Below are 15,186 nucleotides of genomic sequence, written 5' to 3'. Positions count from 1 at the left end.
ACAAAACTCCAAATAAACTGTCAAAACGTTCAGTCAATAATCTATTGATGTAAATCAATCATACAAACTGAATAAGGACATAAACCATGGCAAACACCGGTCCTGTTGTAGCACCCCAGGTAACTACTACCCATGTCCCATTTGCTTCCCCGCATCTACCCGGAGCCAAACCGCCTACCGTCACCAAAGCCAGGCCCGTGGCAGTAGCTCCAACAATGAAAGTTGACCAATCAACCCAAACGCCGCCACAGGCACCATTTGTACCGATATCGGATAGAGCTGAAGAAGGCGTCACTGTCTCAGGAGAGCCCAAACGAGTCAGGTCTGCAGAAAACCTTGCCGAAGAAATACCTGCTCAGCCTGCACCTGCCGGGCAACCCGAGAAAAAAGAAGAGTCAATCGTTGTCCTTCACAAACGCAGCCTCAGTGAGCGTGCTGTTGAAACATTGAAAGTCGTGGGTTCATACCTTGCTCTTCCCTTGAAGCTCATCGTTAACATCGTTAAGTTGGTTGCCAAACCTCTGCAAAATTACGTCATTACCCCTGCTTACGAAGGGTTTCTCTATGTGTTCCAGCCAGCCAGGTATGACGCCAGAAAGCTGGAGCAGAAAGCTATTGCAGAGAAGGCTCAGCTTGATCATAGCGAAGCAAAGCGTCAGGCATTTGAAAAGGCCTGTCTGGATGTGGCCATGAAAGGATTCACTGATATTCACACGCAACTGTTGTGTACCGATCTGGCCAAACAATTCGATGTTACCGAACAAGAAGCTTACGACGAGATAATGAGTCAAAAAGCCCGCGCGGCAGCTAACCGATTGTTCAATCAACAACTAAAGACGGGCCATCTGGAGCTGAACAAAGAAAGCGTTCGCCGCGTGAATCAACAAACCAATGAAGAATACCAGGTTATCCCAACCCGGGCCCTGACGCTTGCTGATGAAAAAAATCGCGCCGCCGTTGTGGTTACCGAGAAGACCCCCGATGGTCAGGTTACTGAGAAGCTCCTTGATGCCGACAATGCAGAAGTAGCGAGGAGACTGGGTAATGACCCAGCGTACGCAACCGCTCTGAATGATTACAACAAAGATCTGGAAGCTTACCAACAGAAGCTGGCCGCATATAATCAGGAACATGCAAAATATCAGAAAGCCAAAGAGAAAGCTGACAAGAAAGATAAAGCTTTTGACAAACAAGCACCTGTTCACCCTGGCATGCCTCCCAAACGTCCGGCGCTCAAGTGTACTGATCAGCACGTGATCGACGCATACAAGCTGCAAAGCGGACAACATCGCTACAATCTTCATTCAGCAGCTCAAACCCTTGTCAATGACCTGGACGTGATGAAGGCTGATTTTCACGCTGCCTACCCGGGCAACTGGGATACCACACGCTACATTGGGGGAGCGAGGGATCCTGAAGCCTATAAGGCGGAAGTTGAAGCACTGGTTAATGCCTTAGAAGCCAGCCTTGCAGAACAGCGAAGGGATCTGACACTGGCAGAAGAAATCGGAGACAGGTTTACGATACAGGCATCGAGAGACCGGGCCAGGCGTTTGGAAATGGATATCGATATCAACAGGCGCCACCTGGCAATCTATGCCAAAGAGTGTACGCTGATGTCGATTCATAAAGAGCTTGAATACCTGAACAGGATGTGCCCTGCCCTTCAGGAACACCGTGCACAAGACATCGATGACTGGAAAAACGGTGCACTGGTACTTGATTCTGCAGATCCTCATTACGGGTACAGAGCATCAGGCACACGGGACAGACTGGATATTGATCGCCTGAAGAACTGGGTTTATAAAGATGCGAAAGGCGATGTCCTGGATATCTTTGCCCGAGATAGCAGTGGCAGAGTCGTCGGTGTTAGCTCAACCACGTATGCCAAGGTGAACGATATTGTCATCCCCACGCCTGACAAGAAGATAACCCCGGAGTACAACGGAAAAACGTCTGACTCCGATTACCAGCATCAGCAAGGCATGAAGTGGAGCAAGGCTAGCCCGTCGGAGCTGGAATACAGAAGCTATGTTGCCCAAAGAGATGAGTATGGCAAAGTCCTGAAAGACCTGGATGGTAATGTCAAATGGCAAGAAGCACCCGGCCAGCTCAGTAATCACTGGGTGGTTAAGTGCAGTAACATCAATGGCAGGCATGAGGGCTATGATAAGTTCAGAACCATTGTCAAAAACCAGGAGCCTGTCAGTAAACCGGTAGTTTCTGTAAGAATACCGGAAGCACCTGTGGGAATGACAAGGCTTGAGAAAATAGAGCAGGAATCAGACCAACGAGTCGCCAAAATGTCCGCCTTGTTAAAAGCGAATGGAGAAAAACGCCACACTCTGACCGAGGAAAATTTGCTTGCTTATAATCAGCAGCTGGCAGCAGAACGCAGCAAACAAAGGTTTCGTTCAGCATCAGCCGATAATGTTCCCGGCCAATCCGGCAACGACACGTCAGAGATTGACGATAACATCGCCGCCATGCCCAGGCAGTTGTTTCAGCTCCAGAAGCAAGGTTCAGACGCTGGCGATGATTCTGATGACAGCAGCATGATGTACGAGATAATCAGGGACGCCACACCAGGAGCCCGTGAATTCATGTCCGACAGTCAGTTCCTGCAGCAGTATATTGCCGGGAAAGCTGAACGAGTTAGACGGGGTGTTGTGAGTGTTTGTTCGTCACATTCTGACGACGGTTTTGAAACCATTGACGATAACCCCCTTATTGAGCCAAGCACGGAGGATTTTTCGTTCATAGGTCATCCCGTCCAATCATAGGGTCAGGCCAGTGAAATAATGAGGTAAACTCAACACGTTCGATAAGTACAGAGCTTTTGCCATGTCTTATCAGGTTAACCCCTGATATCCTCAGGCCGTCTTTGCAAGGCGGCCTTTTTTTATCCTTTTTTCTGGAACTGGCTGATCATGGCCAGAAAATCAGGTCCGAACAACCCTTATCATTGATCATTTAACAACTCAGCCACCAGAGGCCGAAACCAGGGTTCTTCAACCTGATTGACAAGCTTTTCAATTAACAAACCCTCTGCCGGATTAACAGCCAGCAACAGGTCAATATCTGCAGCACAAAGGATCTGCTCACGATCCCTCCCCAGTTGCTCTTCAAGCTTCTTGCACCATTGTTGCAATGCCTCAGCACTGATGTCTGATTCAAAGCAAACCACCCCATTCATATAATCGGGGGCCTCAAGACCAACCGCCTTAGTTGTCACCAGCGCACTAACCCTGACCTGACCAAATCGCTGCTCCAGGGCAGCGATTATCTGACGGCACTGATACTCAGCGTTTATATTGGCACCAATACCAAGCACATAGACAGTCACGGTTAACTATTCCTGCGCCATCATTTGTGCACGGGTCCGCTCACACCAGACAGTGGCAAGCGCATTGGTCAAAGCCTTCGGCTTTCGAATGGTCACAGCCACTCTATCGACCGGGTAATGCGCTATTACCTCAGTGATGATGCCGCCAGCCAGAGCCTCTATCAGCTGATACCTTGACCCTTCACAAAATGCCCTGACCCGCTGGGTGATCGCATCGTAATCCAGGGCATCCTGCAGGTCGTCACTGATAAATGCACGGCTAAAATCAGTCGTCAGTTCCAGATCCAGCACCAATGGCTGTGGAGCCGCGTGCTCAAACTCATAAACACCGATGACCGCTTGAGTTTCTACGGCTTCTATTCGTACTTTATCCATGGGAGTCAGACTCATTCTCTCTTGTAATCACGAAGACGGCGCAAGCACCGGCTGAAAAAGACTGTCCAAAAATAGCGCTGAATAGCGCCTGTAGCGATCCAGTCTCAGACAACCACCTGACTGACAGGTTCAAGCTCTTCCATAGACCAACGGGGTACAGGCACCACTTCAGGCCCGTCACACTGGCCAGCCAACAGCCGCTGGCAGCCAGCATAGGCGATCATGGCACCATTATCTGTGCAAAACCGGGGGCGGGCATATCGCAACACGGCACCTTCTTTTTCTACCATGGATTCCAAAGCAGTCCGCAGTGACTCATTGGCACTGACACCACCGGCAATAATCAGCTGCTTCATACCCGTCTGCTGCAGGGCCCGACGACACTTGATAGTCAACGTGGCCACCACCGCCTCTTCAAACGCACGGGCGATATCGGCACGATCCTGATCGGTGAGCGCTTTAGCCATAGACGCTTCACAACATTTTGCGACAGTATTAAAGGTGTAGGTTTTCAAGCCACTGAAGCTGAAATCCAGGCCCGGACGATCCGTCATAGGCCGGGGAAAACGGAAACGCCCCGCCTGTCCTTCTGTTGCCAGCCGGGCAATGGCAGGACCGCCGGGATAATCCAGACCCAGCATCGCAGCCACTTTGTCAAACGCTTCTCCGGCAGCATCGTCAACAGACTCGCCCAGCAGGGTGTAACGGCCAATGCCATCCACCTGAACCAGCTGGGTGTGGCCACCGGACACCAACAGTGCCACAAACGGAAAGACTACAGGCGTGTCTTCCAGCATAGGTGCCAGCAGATGACCTTCCATATGGTGAACACCCACCGATGGAATACGCCATGCCCAGGCCAATGCTTTGCCAATACAAGCGCCCACCATCAAGGCTCCCACCAGCCCCGGTCCACGAGTGTAAGCCACAGCATCGATCTGATCTTTACCGATACCGGCCTGCCCTAGCACTTCATTAATCAGGGGCAAAACTCTCTGGATATGGTCTCTGGAAGCCAGTTCAGGTACGACACCACCGTAATCAATGTGCATATCAATCTGACTGAACAGGGCATCGCTCAGCAGGCCTTTCTCGCTGTCATAAAGGGCAATGCCGGTTTCATCGCAGGAAGTTTCAATCCCGAGAACAATCATTTAGCAAACCTGTGATACAAATTACGCAAAAATAGCTGAGGAAAATCCCTAACCCGGATATTTCCTAAAAGCAAAAGGATCATACGGTAAGTGGGCGTTTTTTGCATTTTTGTTGAATAAGCTTTAAAATTCGCGCCCTTGAAAAGCTGCGACCCATCGGTCCTGTTAGTGTGAGTATTAACGTTCCGCTTTTGCGTAAAGACCCGTCTTTTCCAAGCATGAAATTAGTAATCACAGGGGTTGGATGATCGCATTCGCGCAGCATTGGCTGTAATCCAGCCGTGAGTTTTTTAGCCTTCAGTCGCACTGACCGGGGCGGATTCATGGTCAACATTTGTTATTAAAAGGAAGGTGATCTCTGCATGCCTGCTGTTAAAGTTAAAGAGAATGAACCGTTTGACGTAGCCCTGCGCCGTTTCAAGCGCTCTTGTGAAAAAGCCGGTATCCTGGCGGAAGTTCGTCGTCGTGAGCACTACGAGAAGCCAACTACCGTTCGCAAGCGCAAGGCCGCTGCTGCTGTTAAGCGTCATCTTAAAAAACTGCAGCGCGAGCAGCGTCGTCGTGAGCGTCTGTATTGATCAACTGACGTTACCGTCTGTTGCATCAATCGTATGATTTACGCTTCGACTCCCATTGGGCTTTAGACCCACCAACCCTACTTCAGGTAAAAAGGAACGTGTCATGAGTGATTGCATTGTCAGGGACCAACTGACAGAAGCCATGAAGGAAGCCATGCGCAATCGCGACAAGCCACGACTGGGTACTATCCGTTTGGCCCTGGCCGAACTGAAGCGCATTGAAGTCGATGAAAAATCATTAGACGATCAACGTGCCCTGGCGGCTCTGGACAAAATGGTAAAGCAGCGTCGCGATGCCATTGAACAGTTCGAGTCTGCCGGGCGCACGGATCTTGCCGATCAGGAAAAGCTGGAACTTGAGGTTCTTGCCGACTTCCTCCCTGCCCCACTATCGGACACTGAAATCACCGAACTGGTCGACCTTGCCATTAATAGCACAGGCGCATCCGGCATGGCCGACATGGGCAAGGTAATGGGCATGGTCAAACCACAGGCACAGGGCCGGGCAGACATGTCATCCATCAGCAAAATTGTTAAATCACGACTGAGCCAGCAATAATCATGGGTAACTGGCAGCACCTAATCCTGTCCACTTAAGCTACTGACTTGTGCTTGCACAATTGGCTTTACTTTTTTGATCCCCAGTTTAATCCCAATCTCCAATGCATAGCCAGCAAGCCTAACTGATGGCAATCGATTTTTTTGCAGTACTTTAGCCGTGTTGCTGACAGTCGCCCTTCCGAAAAGCTTCAGCGCCAGCTCAACCTTGTCTCGATTATCACCCGGAAGATAAATGCACTCAGGATCAGAGATAGCAGCTTTACGGCCAGACACATCATCCAATTGTTTATCGCTGTACGACAAATAATGAATCCCGCACAATTTCATTAAAAACATAGCGACCTCCCTATCGGCTAATTTCCCTTTGACCCAATTACGTTAACGTAAGTAAAGTATGTCTGCTATTACACCAAGGTATACAGCCTCCTGGACAAAAGTCTTATCTATAGCTTATTAAATACCGACACAAGCCCACGCAGATGATAAAATAAGTCATCACATCAAATTCTTTCGTTGTTCAAGAACACTCCACCATGGCCGGACGGATTCCCCAGTATTTTATTGATGACCTCCTTACCCGCATTGACATCGTCGATGTTATTGATCTCCGGGTTAAGTTGAAAAAAACCGGTCGCAACTACTCGGCCTGCTGTCCTTTCCACAAAGAGAAAACCCCATCCTTTTCGGTGAGTCCTGACAAGCAGTTCTACTACTGCTTTGGCTGCGGAGCCAGTGGCAACGCCCTTGGCTTTGTCATGGATCACGACCATCTGGACTTCCCTGAAGCGGTTGAAACCTTGGCAGGACAGCTGGGCCTGGACGTTCCCAGGGAAGAAAACCCTCACCAACAACGCGGCCCGGACCACAGCGAACTCTACAACCTGATGGCACGCGCAGTAGACTTCTATAGCCGCCAACTTAAACAGCATGGGCACTCGCCAAAGGCATCCCACTACTTGAAAAGCCGGGGCCTCGATCAGCAGACCTGCCAGCACTTTGCTATCGGCTTTGCCCCGCCCGGCTGGGACAACCTGAAGAAAGAACTGGCTACATCACCAGAAAAAGAACAACAACTGATCACGACCGGAATGTTGGTCAATAATGAAGACCGCAATACAGTCTATGACCGCTTCCGGGAGCGCATCATTTTCCCTATCCGGGATAGCCGGGGTCGTTATATTGCCTTTGGCGGGCGTGTTCTTGGTGATGAAAAACCCAAGTATCTGAACTCTCCCGAATCCCCTGTTTTTCATAAAGGCAAGGAACTTTACGGATTATTTGAAGCTCGACAGGCCAACCGCAAGCTGAGCCGCATCCTGGTGGTTGAAGGGTATATGGATGTCATTGCCCTTGCCCAGCAAGGCATCACCAATGCTGTCGCCACTTTGGGCACCGCCACCACTTCTGACCATATGCAGCGACTTTTTAAAGTCGTACCCGAGGTCATTTTCTGCTTCGATGGCGATGACGCCGGCCGACGCGCCGCATGGCGTGCACTGGAGTCCACACTAGCCAATATGCTAGATGGTCGCCAGGCTCGCTTCCTGTTTCTACCACAGGGGGAGGATCCGGACACCATGGTTCGCCAGGAAGGCGCTGAAGGCTTTATTGAGCGAATCAAGAGTCAGGCCATCAGCCTTGATAATTTACTGTTCCGGGAACTGGAGTCAGAGCTGGATTTGACGACCATGGATGGTCGCGCCCGTTTGGCCAAACTGGCTCAACCCTACATAGACAAACTGCCCGAAGGCTTGTTTCGCCAGTTGCTTCTGAAAAAGCTCTCAGACCGCACAGGACTGGATACTCATTACCTGGAAGCCCATTTTCAGGAGAGTGCTCGCACCAGAGAGTTACCCGGCAGTCGACCAGAGCCAGAAACACGCAGCATCGTCCAGGAGGAACACTTTCATCACAATCATTATGAGCCAATCCCTTTCTACGATACTGACGAAAGGCAGTACCCACCCAACGAACATCAGAACCATACCACAGAGACTTTACGCAAGCCTTCACCAGCCCGTCTGGCCAACTCTGCAAGATTGGTGACTTCCGGTTACGCCATACGACAGCTATTATGTAGTCCGGAGTTTGCCCGGGAAGTTTCAGAGCCATTTGATAATCTGAAACTGGAAAACGACAATGATAGTCAATTATTGATCGACCTGTTAACCATACTCAAAAAAGAACCGTTACTTAATACCAGTACGCTCATCGCCCAATGGTACGGGACAGACAAGGGAAAACGCCTACAGGCCTTGGCAGCTCTGGATCACGGCACCACTGCGCATCGGGATGAGTTTCTGGAAACCCTGGCAAAAATCCGCAAGAAGCATAACGAAGTTCAAAACCACAATGAGCACAGCAGCTTTCTGAGTTCCAGTCTGCAAAACAAACGACCAAGCCAACTTGACGAAGAAACACGAAAAAAATACCTGAAACTACTTGAAAGTAAGCGACAAAGCCTCAAGTATAAGGAAAGTGATTCTCAGTTAACGAAGGACTGAAACCACAAGGCCATAAAAAAAAACTGCACAACAAAAAATATTAGGTATACTTGAATGTCACTGTGTCCCGTGGAACTGCATTATTGGCCACATGTCTAACTCAAAGCCGGTCTGAAAACACCAAGGAAAGGTAACCTGCGTCATGGAATGCATTCCGGTACCTCGTCCAACCAAGTCGGGCCGCTGCCCTGTGGTACTATACCCAGTTTATGAGCTATAATTGCCTGCTTACTTTTTTTGTCCGGTTCGTCAATATCCGCTGTTAAAGGGTTGATATGTCAGCAAATTCGCAACAACAATCCAGATTAAAAGAGCTTATCGCCCGTGGTAAGGAACAGGGGTACCTGACTTACGCGGAGGTTAATGACCATCTTCCGGAAGATATTTCCGATCCTGATCAGGTGGAAGATATTATCCGCATGATCAATGACATGGGTATCAGCGTCTACGAGACTGCTCCTGACGCCGATACCCTGCTCATGGCCGAAGCCGATACCGATGAGGCTGCCGCTGAAGAAGCCGCCGCAGCGCTTGCCGCCGTCGAGCAGGAAGCAGGAAGAACCACCGACCCTGTCCGCATGTACATGCGGGAAATGGGTACAGTAGAGCTGTTAACCCGTGAAGGCGAAATCCAGATTGCCAAACGCATTGAGGAAGGCTGGCGTGAAGTCATGTCAGCACTGGCTCAGTTTCCTGGTTCCGCCCAGATTGTACTCGACGAGTATGATCGCCTTACCGAAGAAGAAGGACGCCTCACCGACGTCATCAGCGGCTACATAGATCCCGACGATGACACCGAGTTTGCCACCACGAATGATGAAGATGTAGAAATCGACGAGTCACTTGATGACGACGACGATGACGATGGTGATGAAGAAGATAGTGAAGAAGAAGGCGACAGCGGACTTGATCCGGAAGAAGCCAGAGAACGCTTTACCCTCCTGAGAGACGCCCTGGAAAAAGCCACTGCGGCTATTGCCAATAATGGTCGTGATAACAGCCAGGCGGCCCTCGATGAACTGGCCGAAGCGTTCATGCCTCTGAAGCTGGTTCCACGCATCTTCGACATGCTGGTGTTCAGAATCCGCAATGCAGTAGAGCGCATCCGAGATAATGAACGCGCGGTAATGCAGCTGTGTGTCCGCAAATCAAAAATGCCGCGCAAGATCTTCCTTAAGGCATTTCCGGGCAACGAAACCAACCTTGGCTGGATCGATGAGCTGGCAGCCGGAAGCGGCAGTTACGTTGAAGCTTTGCAGAACTATCGTGAAGAGATCATTCGCGCCCAGAAAAAGCTGGCCAACATCGAGAAAGAGTTCGAGCTTTCCCTGATCCAGGTAAAAGACATCAACCGTAAAATGTCCCTTGGCGAAGCTCGTGCCCGCCGAGCCAAAAAAGAGATGGTTGAAGCCAACCTTCGTCTGGTTATTTCTATTGCCAAGAAATACACCAATCGCGGCCTGCAATTCCTCGACCTGATTCAGGAAGGCAACATCGGTCTGATGAAGGCGGTGGACAAGTTCGAATATCGCCGTGGTTACAAGTTTTCAACCTATGCCACCTGGTGGATTCGACAGGCAATTACCCGATCAATCGCGGACCAGGCCCGCACCATCCGTATTCCGGTGCATATGATTGAAACCATCAACAAGCTGAACCGGATCTCACGACAGATGCTTCAGGAGATGGGTCGGGAGCCAACACCTGACGAACTGGCTTTGCGCATGGATATGCCAGAAGACAAGATTCGCAAGGTACTGAAGATCTCCAAAGAGCCAATTTCCATGGAGACTCCCATTGGTGATGATGAAGATTCTCACCTGGGTGACTTTATTGAAGACGCCACCATGCAGTCGCCAATCGACCGTGCAACGGGTGAAGGCCTGAAAGAATCGACCCGTATGGTTCTGGCTGGCCTGACTGCCCGGGAAGCCAAGGTCCTGAGAATGCGCTTTGGTATCGACATGAACACCGACCACACACTGGAAGAAGTGGGCAAGCAGTTCGATGTTACTCGTGAGCGTATCCGTCAGATCGAAGCGAAGGCCTTGAGAAAACTTCGCCATCCAACTCGCTCGGACCACCTCCGCAGCTTCCTTGATGAATAAAAAAGCGCCGTAAGGCGCTTTTTATTACCAGGGCCTTATTCCGTAGCCGCTGCTGCCTGCTGCTCTTTAATACGAGCAACTTCTTTCATACTCAGCTTGATGCGACCGCGACTATCCAGATCCATCACAATCACGTCCAGCTTCTGACCCATCTTGACGTAGTCAGCAACGTTCTCAACCCGGTGATCAGCAATCTGGGAAATATGCACCAGACCATCCTGACCGGGCAGAATGTTAACAAAAGCACCAAACTCGACAATGCGAGTTACCGTACCGCTGTAAATCTTACCGATTTCAGCTTCAGCAGTGACGCCATAGACACGGTCATAAGCAGCCTGACAGGCTTCACGGGTCTCACCATAAATCTTAACGGTGCCATCGTCAGAAATATCAACTGATGCACCGGTATCTTCACAGATCGAACGGATGGTGGCGCCGCCTTTACCAATAACGTCACGTATCTTGTCCTGATCAATCTTCAGGGTCATGGTCATTGGTGCATTGGGCGACAGCTCATTGCGGGAACGGGCAATGACCTTATTCATCTCGGCCAGGATATGCAGACGCGCCTGCAGAGCCTGCTCAAGAGCGATATCCATGATCTCTTCAGTGATACCGGCAATCTTGATATCCATCTGCAGCGCAGTTACACCATGGGCAGTACCGGCCACTTTAAAGTCCATATCACCCAGGTAATCTTCATCTCCCAGAATATCGGTCAGTACAGCAAACTGCTCACCTTCCTTAACCAGGCCCATGGCAATACCGGCAACCGGGGCTTTCAGAGGCACACCCGCATCCATCAGTGCCAGGGAAGAACCGCAGACAGAAGCCATGGAGCTGGAACCGTTGGATTCGGTAATTTCAGAAACCACACGAATGGTATAAGGGAACTCCTCTTCTCCTGGCAGTACCGCCTGGATACCACGACGAGCCAGACGACCGTGACCGATTTCACGGCGTCCCGGAGGCCCCATACGACCAGCTTCGCCTACAGAGTAGGGAGGAAAGTTGTAGTGCAGCATGAACGGGTCACGACTTTCACCTTCCAGGGCGTCGACAAACTGCGCATCGCGGGCAGTACCCAGTGTCGTGGTCACAATTGCCTGAGTTTCACCACGAGTGAACAGGGCAGAACCGTGGGTCTTTTTCAGAACGCCGACTTCTACCGTGATCGGGCGAACGGTTTTGGTGTCACGGCCATCGATACGTGGCTGACCGTTAATGATATTGCCACGAACGACAGACTTCTCCAGCTTGCTGAAGTAGGTCTGAACGTCATCAGCACTGAACTTGCCTTCGCCTTCGCCAACCAGCGCAGCTTCAGCTTCAGTCCGCAGCTCAGCCAACTTATTGCTGCGCTCCTGTTTGATGGTGATGCCATAGGCGTCACGAATTTTCTGCTCAAAACCAGCGGCAACGGCTTCTTTAACAGCGGTCTTTTCTGGCTCCGGCTGCCAATCCCAGGTTGGCTTACCCGCTTGTGCGGCAAAATCTTTAACGGCAGCAATAACCGCCTGGTACTCCTGCTGGGCAAACAGAACGGCACCGAGCATTTCATCTTCCGTCAGTTCCTGAGCTTCAGACTCAACCATCAGAACCGCGTCACTGGTACCGGCAACCACCATGTCCAGCTCAGACTTTTTCATCTGCTCGAAGGAAGGGTTAAGGATGTAACCATCGTCTTCAGTGAAACCAACACGGGCAGCCCCCACAGGACCGGCGAACGGAATACCGGAAATCGCCAGGGCTGCAGACGTGGCAATCATTCCCAGAATGTCAGGATCGTTCTTCTTATCCACAGACATCACCGTGATAATGACCTGAACTTCGTTCATGAAGCCTTTCGGGAACAGCGGACGAATAGGACGGTCAATCAAACGGGAAGTCAGCGTCTCTTTTTCGCTGGCCTTACCTTCACGCTTCATAAAGCCGCCGGGAATTTTTCCCGCAGCGTAAACCTTTTCCTGATAGTGTACGGACAGCGGGAAAAAGTCCTGGCCATCACGGGCACTCTTGGCACCCACTACCGTTGCCAGCACCTGAAGTTCGCCCATGGTGGCCAGCACAGCACCGCTGGCCTGACGGGCAATCCGCCCGGTTTCCAGCGTGACGGTGTGCTCACCGAACTGGAAAGTTTTTGTATACGCTTTTGGAGCAATACTCACGTTATTTTCCTTTATTACCAAACGATATCACCCCGCCTGCATCCACACTGTCATAGAGATGGATGCAATTCAGAGACCTCTGAACAAAAGTCTCTGAATTGCACCCCATGCAGACAGAGTGCAGGCATGGGCAACTCTTGTCTCACCCATCAGGACTAACAGGGAACACGTCCATCGACAGTCCTGACCAGCAACAGGTCAGATAACATTCTCAACCCGTAAATAACAAAACACCGCCAGCCACAGATAATGCAGCTCGCGGTGCCTTGACTGTGGGCGGTGATATCAAGACACCACCATCCCATATGACCGATCAAACGGTTAGCGACGCAGACCCAGAAGCTGGATCAGGCTACGGTAACGTTCAACATCCTTACGCTTCAGGTAGTCCAGCAGGTTACGACGCTGGTTTACCATGCGAATCAAACCACGACGGGAGTGATGATCCTTATGATTCGCCTTGAAGTGTCCCTGCAGACCTTCAATGTTAGCAGTCAGCAGAGCCACCTGAACTTCAGGTGATCCGGTGTCGCCTTCAGAGCGAGCGAATTTCTTCAGGATTTCAGCTTTCTTTTCAGCAGTCAAAGCCATTGTTCAATCTCCAGATAATATGCAATACAGAAAACCGGCATGACCGTGCATATTTACAGCCAGCCATTTAAACAAGCGACGAATTCTATCACTATGTTGCGAGGGCGTCCAAGAAAACGATGTTCGGATAGCCACTCAGAATGCCTGGTGGCTTAGCCCTTGACCAGGCGTTTAGGTGCAACCAGACCATCATCCGTAATTTCGCCGATCCCCAGAAACACCAGACCGTCAACACCTTCAGCAACACCATAAATACGGACATTGCCTGATGTCGGCGCCTGAGGCACCTGGACGGGATTCCCCTGGGAAATATAAAAACTGCTGGTTTCGCCCAGTTTTACCTGCGGCCAGTCACTGACGGCACTATCCTGGGGCAACAGCAGATCATCAATCACACGATCACCGGCCATATTCCGGATTTTGGACAATACCTTCAGACGCTCTGACTGCGCTTTTTCCAGCTTGTCACGTCCCAGCTCTTGTGCCTGTCCGGACAGTTCGGCAAACTCAATACGCTCGTCGACATCCAGGGCAGACTCACGGGCTTCATCACGCATGCTGGCAAGCTCATCCAGAGAGTGCGCCTGATGCTCAGTGTAAGGGCCTGCCTTGAGCCGCTTCAGCTCAGCAACATGCCCCAGGCAGCCCAGAGCCTCACCAATATCTTCAATCAATGTGCGGATATAGGTTCCCTTGGTACAATCCACCTCAAAAACACACTCATCACCCTCAAAGTCCAGCAGTTCCAGACGGTGAATGGTAATGGTGCGCGCAGGGCGCTCAATTTCAATACCTTCCCGGGCATACTCATACAGCGGCCTGCCGTTGTGCTTGAGCGCAGAGAACATACTGGGCACCTGTTCAATATCACCCCGGAACTGTTGCAGAACAGCCTCCACATCGGAGCGAGTTACCGTCACAGGGCGCTCTGCAACGATCTCCCCTTCACGATCACCAGTGGTGGTTCTCACCCCCATTTTCATGGTGGTACGGTAGGACTTGTCAGAATCCAGCAAATACTGGGAAAACTTGGTCGCCTCCCCCAGACAGATGGGCAAAACGCCCGTTGCCAGCGGATCGAGACTGCCTGTATGACCCGCCTTGGCAGCATTAAACAGCCGCTTCACTCGCTGGAGCACCTCATTGGAAGAAGCGCCATACACTTTATCAACCACAATAATGCCGTCCACCGGACGGCCCCGATTAGCGCGTCGACCTCTTCTGGCCATGATTTACTCCTCAGTACCTTCTTCTGAGCCTTTATCCGCTTTAGTATCGCTGGCAACAGCCTGATCGATCAGCGAGGACAGATAAGCCCCGCGCCGCAGGCTGTTGTCATAGTAAAAGCGGAGCCGTGGGGTAAACCTCAGCTTGATGGCTTTAGCCAGCTGAGAGCGCAGAAACCCTGCAGCCTGACTCAATATCGCCAGGGACTCATCAATTTTCTTCTGGTCATCAACCCCCAGAAAAGAGACATAAACATCTGCAAAAGCGAGATCCCGACTGACTTCGACCACACTAACCGTGACCATACCCAGACGGGGATCTTTCATTTCCAGCTGAATCAGCTGAGCCAGTTCTTTCTGAATCTGGTCGGCTACTCGCTGGGTACGACTGTACTCTTTAGCCATTGAATACTCACTCCAAAAACCAAAAAGGCACAGAGACACAAAGCAATACCTCCCTTTGTGACTTTGTGCCTTTGTGGTTAAAAAAAGCCTGCGAAAGAAACCGCAGGCTTTGGCGTCTATTTATTTCACACGCAATTTCACACGCAAAACGAATTAGGCTCTTTTCGGGT

13 protein-coding genes are annotated in these 15,186 nt (G+C 50.9%); 5 read left to right on the top strand and 8 right to left on the bottom strand.

Annotation, left to right across the window (positions count from 1 at the left end; genetic code table 11):
- Positions 1–86: 86 nt before the first annotated feature.
- Positions 87–2,783 carry a hypothetical protein gene (locus MJO57_RS04160; protein WP_252023195.1) on the top strand — a complete coding sequence of 899 codons (2,697 nt, stop codon included), beginning with the start codon at positions 87–89 and terminating at the stop codon, positions 2,781–2,783.
- Between the two features lie 179 nt (positions 2,784–2,962).
- On the opposite strand, the gene MJO57_RS04155 is transcribed toward MJO57_RS04160, so the two are convergent.
- The 3 genes from MJO57_RS04155 to tsaD form a co-directional block, all read right to left on the bottom strand.
- Positions 2,963–3,346 carry a 2-amino-4-hydroxy-6-hydroxymethyldihydropteridine diphosphokinase gene (locus MJO57_RS04155; RefSeq protein WP_252023193.1) on the bottom strand — a complete coding sequence of 128 codons (384 nt, stop codon included), beginning with the start codon at positions 3,344–3,346 and terminating at the stop codon, positions 2,963–2,965.
- 6 nt (positions 3,347–3,352) lie between these two features.
- Positions 3,353–3,721, bottom strand: a complete 369-nt coding sequence (gene folB / locus MJO57_RS04150; protein ID WP_252023191.1) for a dihydroneopterin aldolase — start codon at positions 3,719–3,721, stop codon at positions 3,353–3,355.
- A 104-nt stretch (positions 3,722–3,825) separates the two neighbouring features.
- On the bottom strand, positions 3,826–4,875 hold the full coding sequence (tsaD, locus tag MJO57_RS04145; RefSeq protein ID WP_252023189.1) for a tRNA (adenosine(37)-N6)-threonylcarbamoyltransferase complex transferase subunit TsaD: 1,050 nt from the start codon (positions 4,873–4,875) through the stop codon (positions 3,826–3,828).
- A gap of 362 nt (positions 4,876–5,237) precedes the next feature.
- Between tsaD and rpsU the strand changes: the two genes are divergently transcribed.
- Together rpsU and MJO57_RS04135 are read left to right on the top strand one after the other, a co-directional pair.
- Entirely contained in the window at positions 5,238–5,453 is a 216-nt protein-coding gene (gene rpsU / locus MJO57_RS04140) for a 30S ribosomal protein S21 (RefSeq protein ID WP_020582360.1), read from the top strand.
- Between the two features lie 103 nt (positions 5,454–5,556).
- Entirely contained in the window at positions 5,557–6,012 is a 456-nt protein-coding gene (locus MJO57_RS04135) for a GatB/YqeY domain-containing protein (RefSeq protein WP_252023188.1), read from the top strand.
- A gap of 20 nt (positions 6,013–6,032) precedes the next feature.
- On the opposite strand, the gene MJO57_RS04130 is transcribed toward MJO57_RS04135, so the two are convergent.
- Positions 6,033–6,350, bottom strand: a complete 318-nt coding sequence (locus tag MJO57_RS04130; RefSeq protein WP_252023186.1) for a hypothetical protein — start codon at positions 6,348–6,350, stop codon at positions 6,033–6,035.
- Between the two features lie 197 nt (positions 6,351–6,547).
- On the opposite strand from MJO57_RS04130, the gene dnaG reads away from it, so the two are divergent.
- Both dnaG and rpoD read left to right on the top strand, forming a co-directional pair.
- On the top strand, positions 6,548–8,518 hold the full coding sequence (dnaG, locus tag MJO57_RS04125; protein WP_252023184.1) for a DNA primase: 1,971 nt from the start codon (positions 6,548–6,550) through the stop codon (positions 8,516–8,518).
- A gap of 275 nt (positions 8,519–8,793) precedes the next feature.
- Positions 8,794–10,626: an RNA polymerase sigma factor RpoD gene (gene rpoD, locus MJO57_RS04120; RefSeq protein WP_252023182.1), complete on the top strand. Its 1,833-nt coding sequence runs from the start codon at positions 8,794–8,796 to the stop codon at positions 10,624–10,626.
- 35 nt (positions 10,627–10,661) lie between these two features.
- Here rpoD and pnp read toward each other — a convergent pair whose 3' ends face one another.
- From pnp to rbfA, 4 genes are all read right to left on the bottom strand, one after another.
- Positions 10,662–12,794 (bottom strand): polyribonucleotide nucleotidyltransferase, encoded by a 2,133-nt coding sequence (gene pnp, locus MJO57_RS04115; RefSeq protein WP_252023180.1) that lies wholly within the window; start codon positions 12,792–12,794, stop codon positions 10,662–10,664.
- Between the two features lie 321 nt (positions 12,795–13,115).
- Complete coding sequence (gene rpsO, locus MJO57_RS04110; protein ID WP_252023178.1) at positions 13,116–13,385, bottom strand: 30S ribosomal protein S15; 270 nt, start codon at positions 13,383–13,385, stop codon at positions 13,116–13,118.
- Positions 13,386–13,537: 152 nt separating this feature from the next.
- Positions 13,538–14,614 (bottom strand): tRNA pseudouridine(55) synthase TruB, encoded by a 1,077-nt coding sequence (gene truB / locus MJO57_RS04105; protein WP_252023176.1) that lies wholly within the window; start codon positions 14,612–14,614, stop codon positions 13,538–13,540.
- A 3-nt stretch (positions 14,615–14,617) separates the two neighbouring features.
- Positions 14,618–15,016 (bottom strand): 30S ribosome-binding factor RbfA, encoded by a 399-nt coding sequence (gene rbfA, locus MJO57_RS04100; RefSeq protein ID WP_252023174.1) that lies wholly within the window; start codon positions 15,014–15,016, stop codon positions 14,618–14,620.
- Between the last annotated feature and the right edge of the window lie 170 nt (positions 15,017–15,186).

It is taken from the genome of Endozoicomonas sp. SCSIO W0465 (assembly GCF_023716865.1).
Classification (GTDB): domain Bacteria; phylum Pseudomonadota; class Gammaproteobacteria; order Pseudomonadales; family Endozoicomonadaceae; genus Endozoicomonas.
This window is presented reverse-complemented; position numbering and strand designations above follow the sequence as displayed.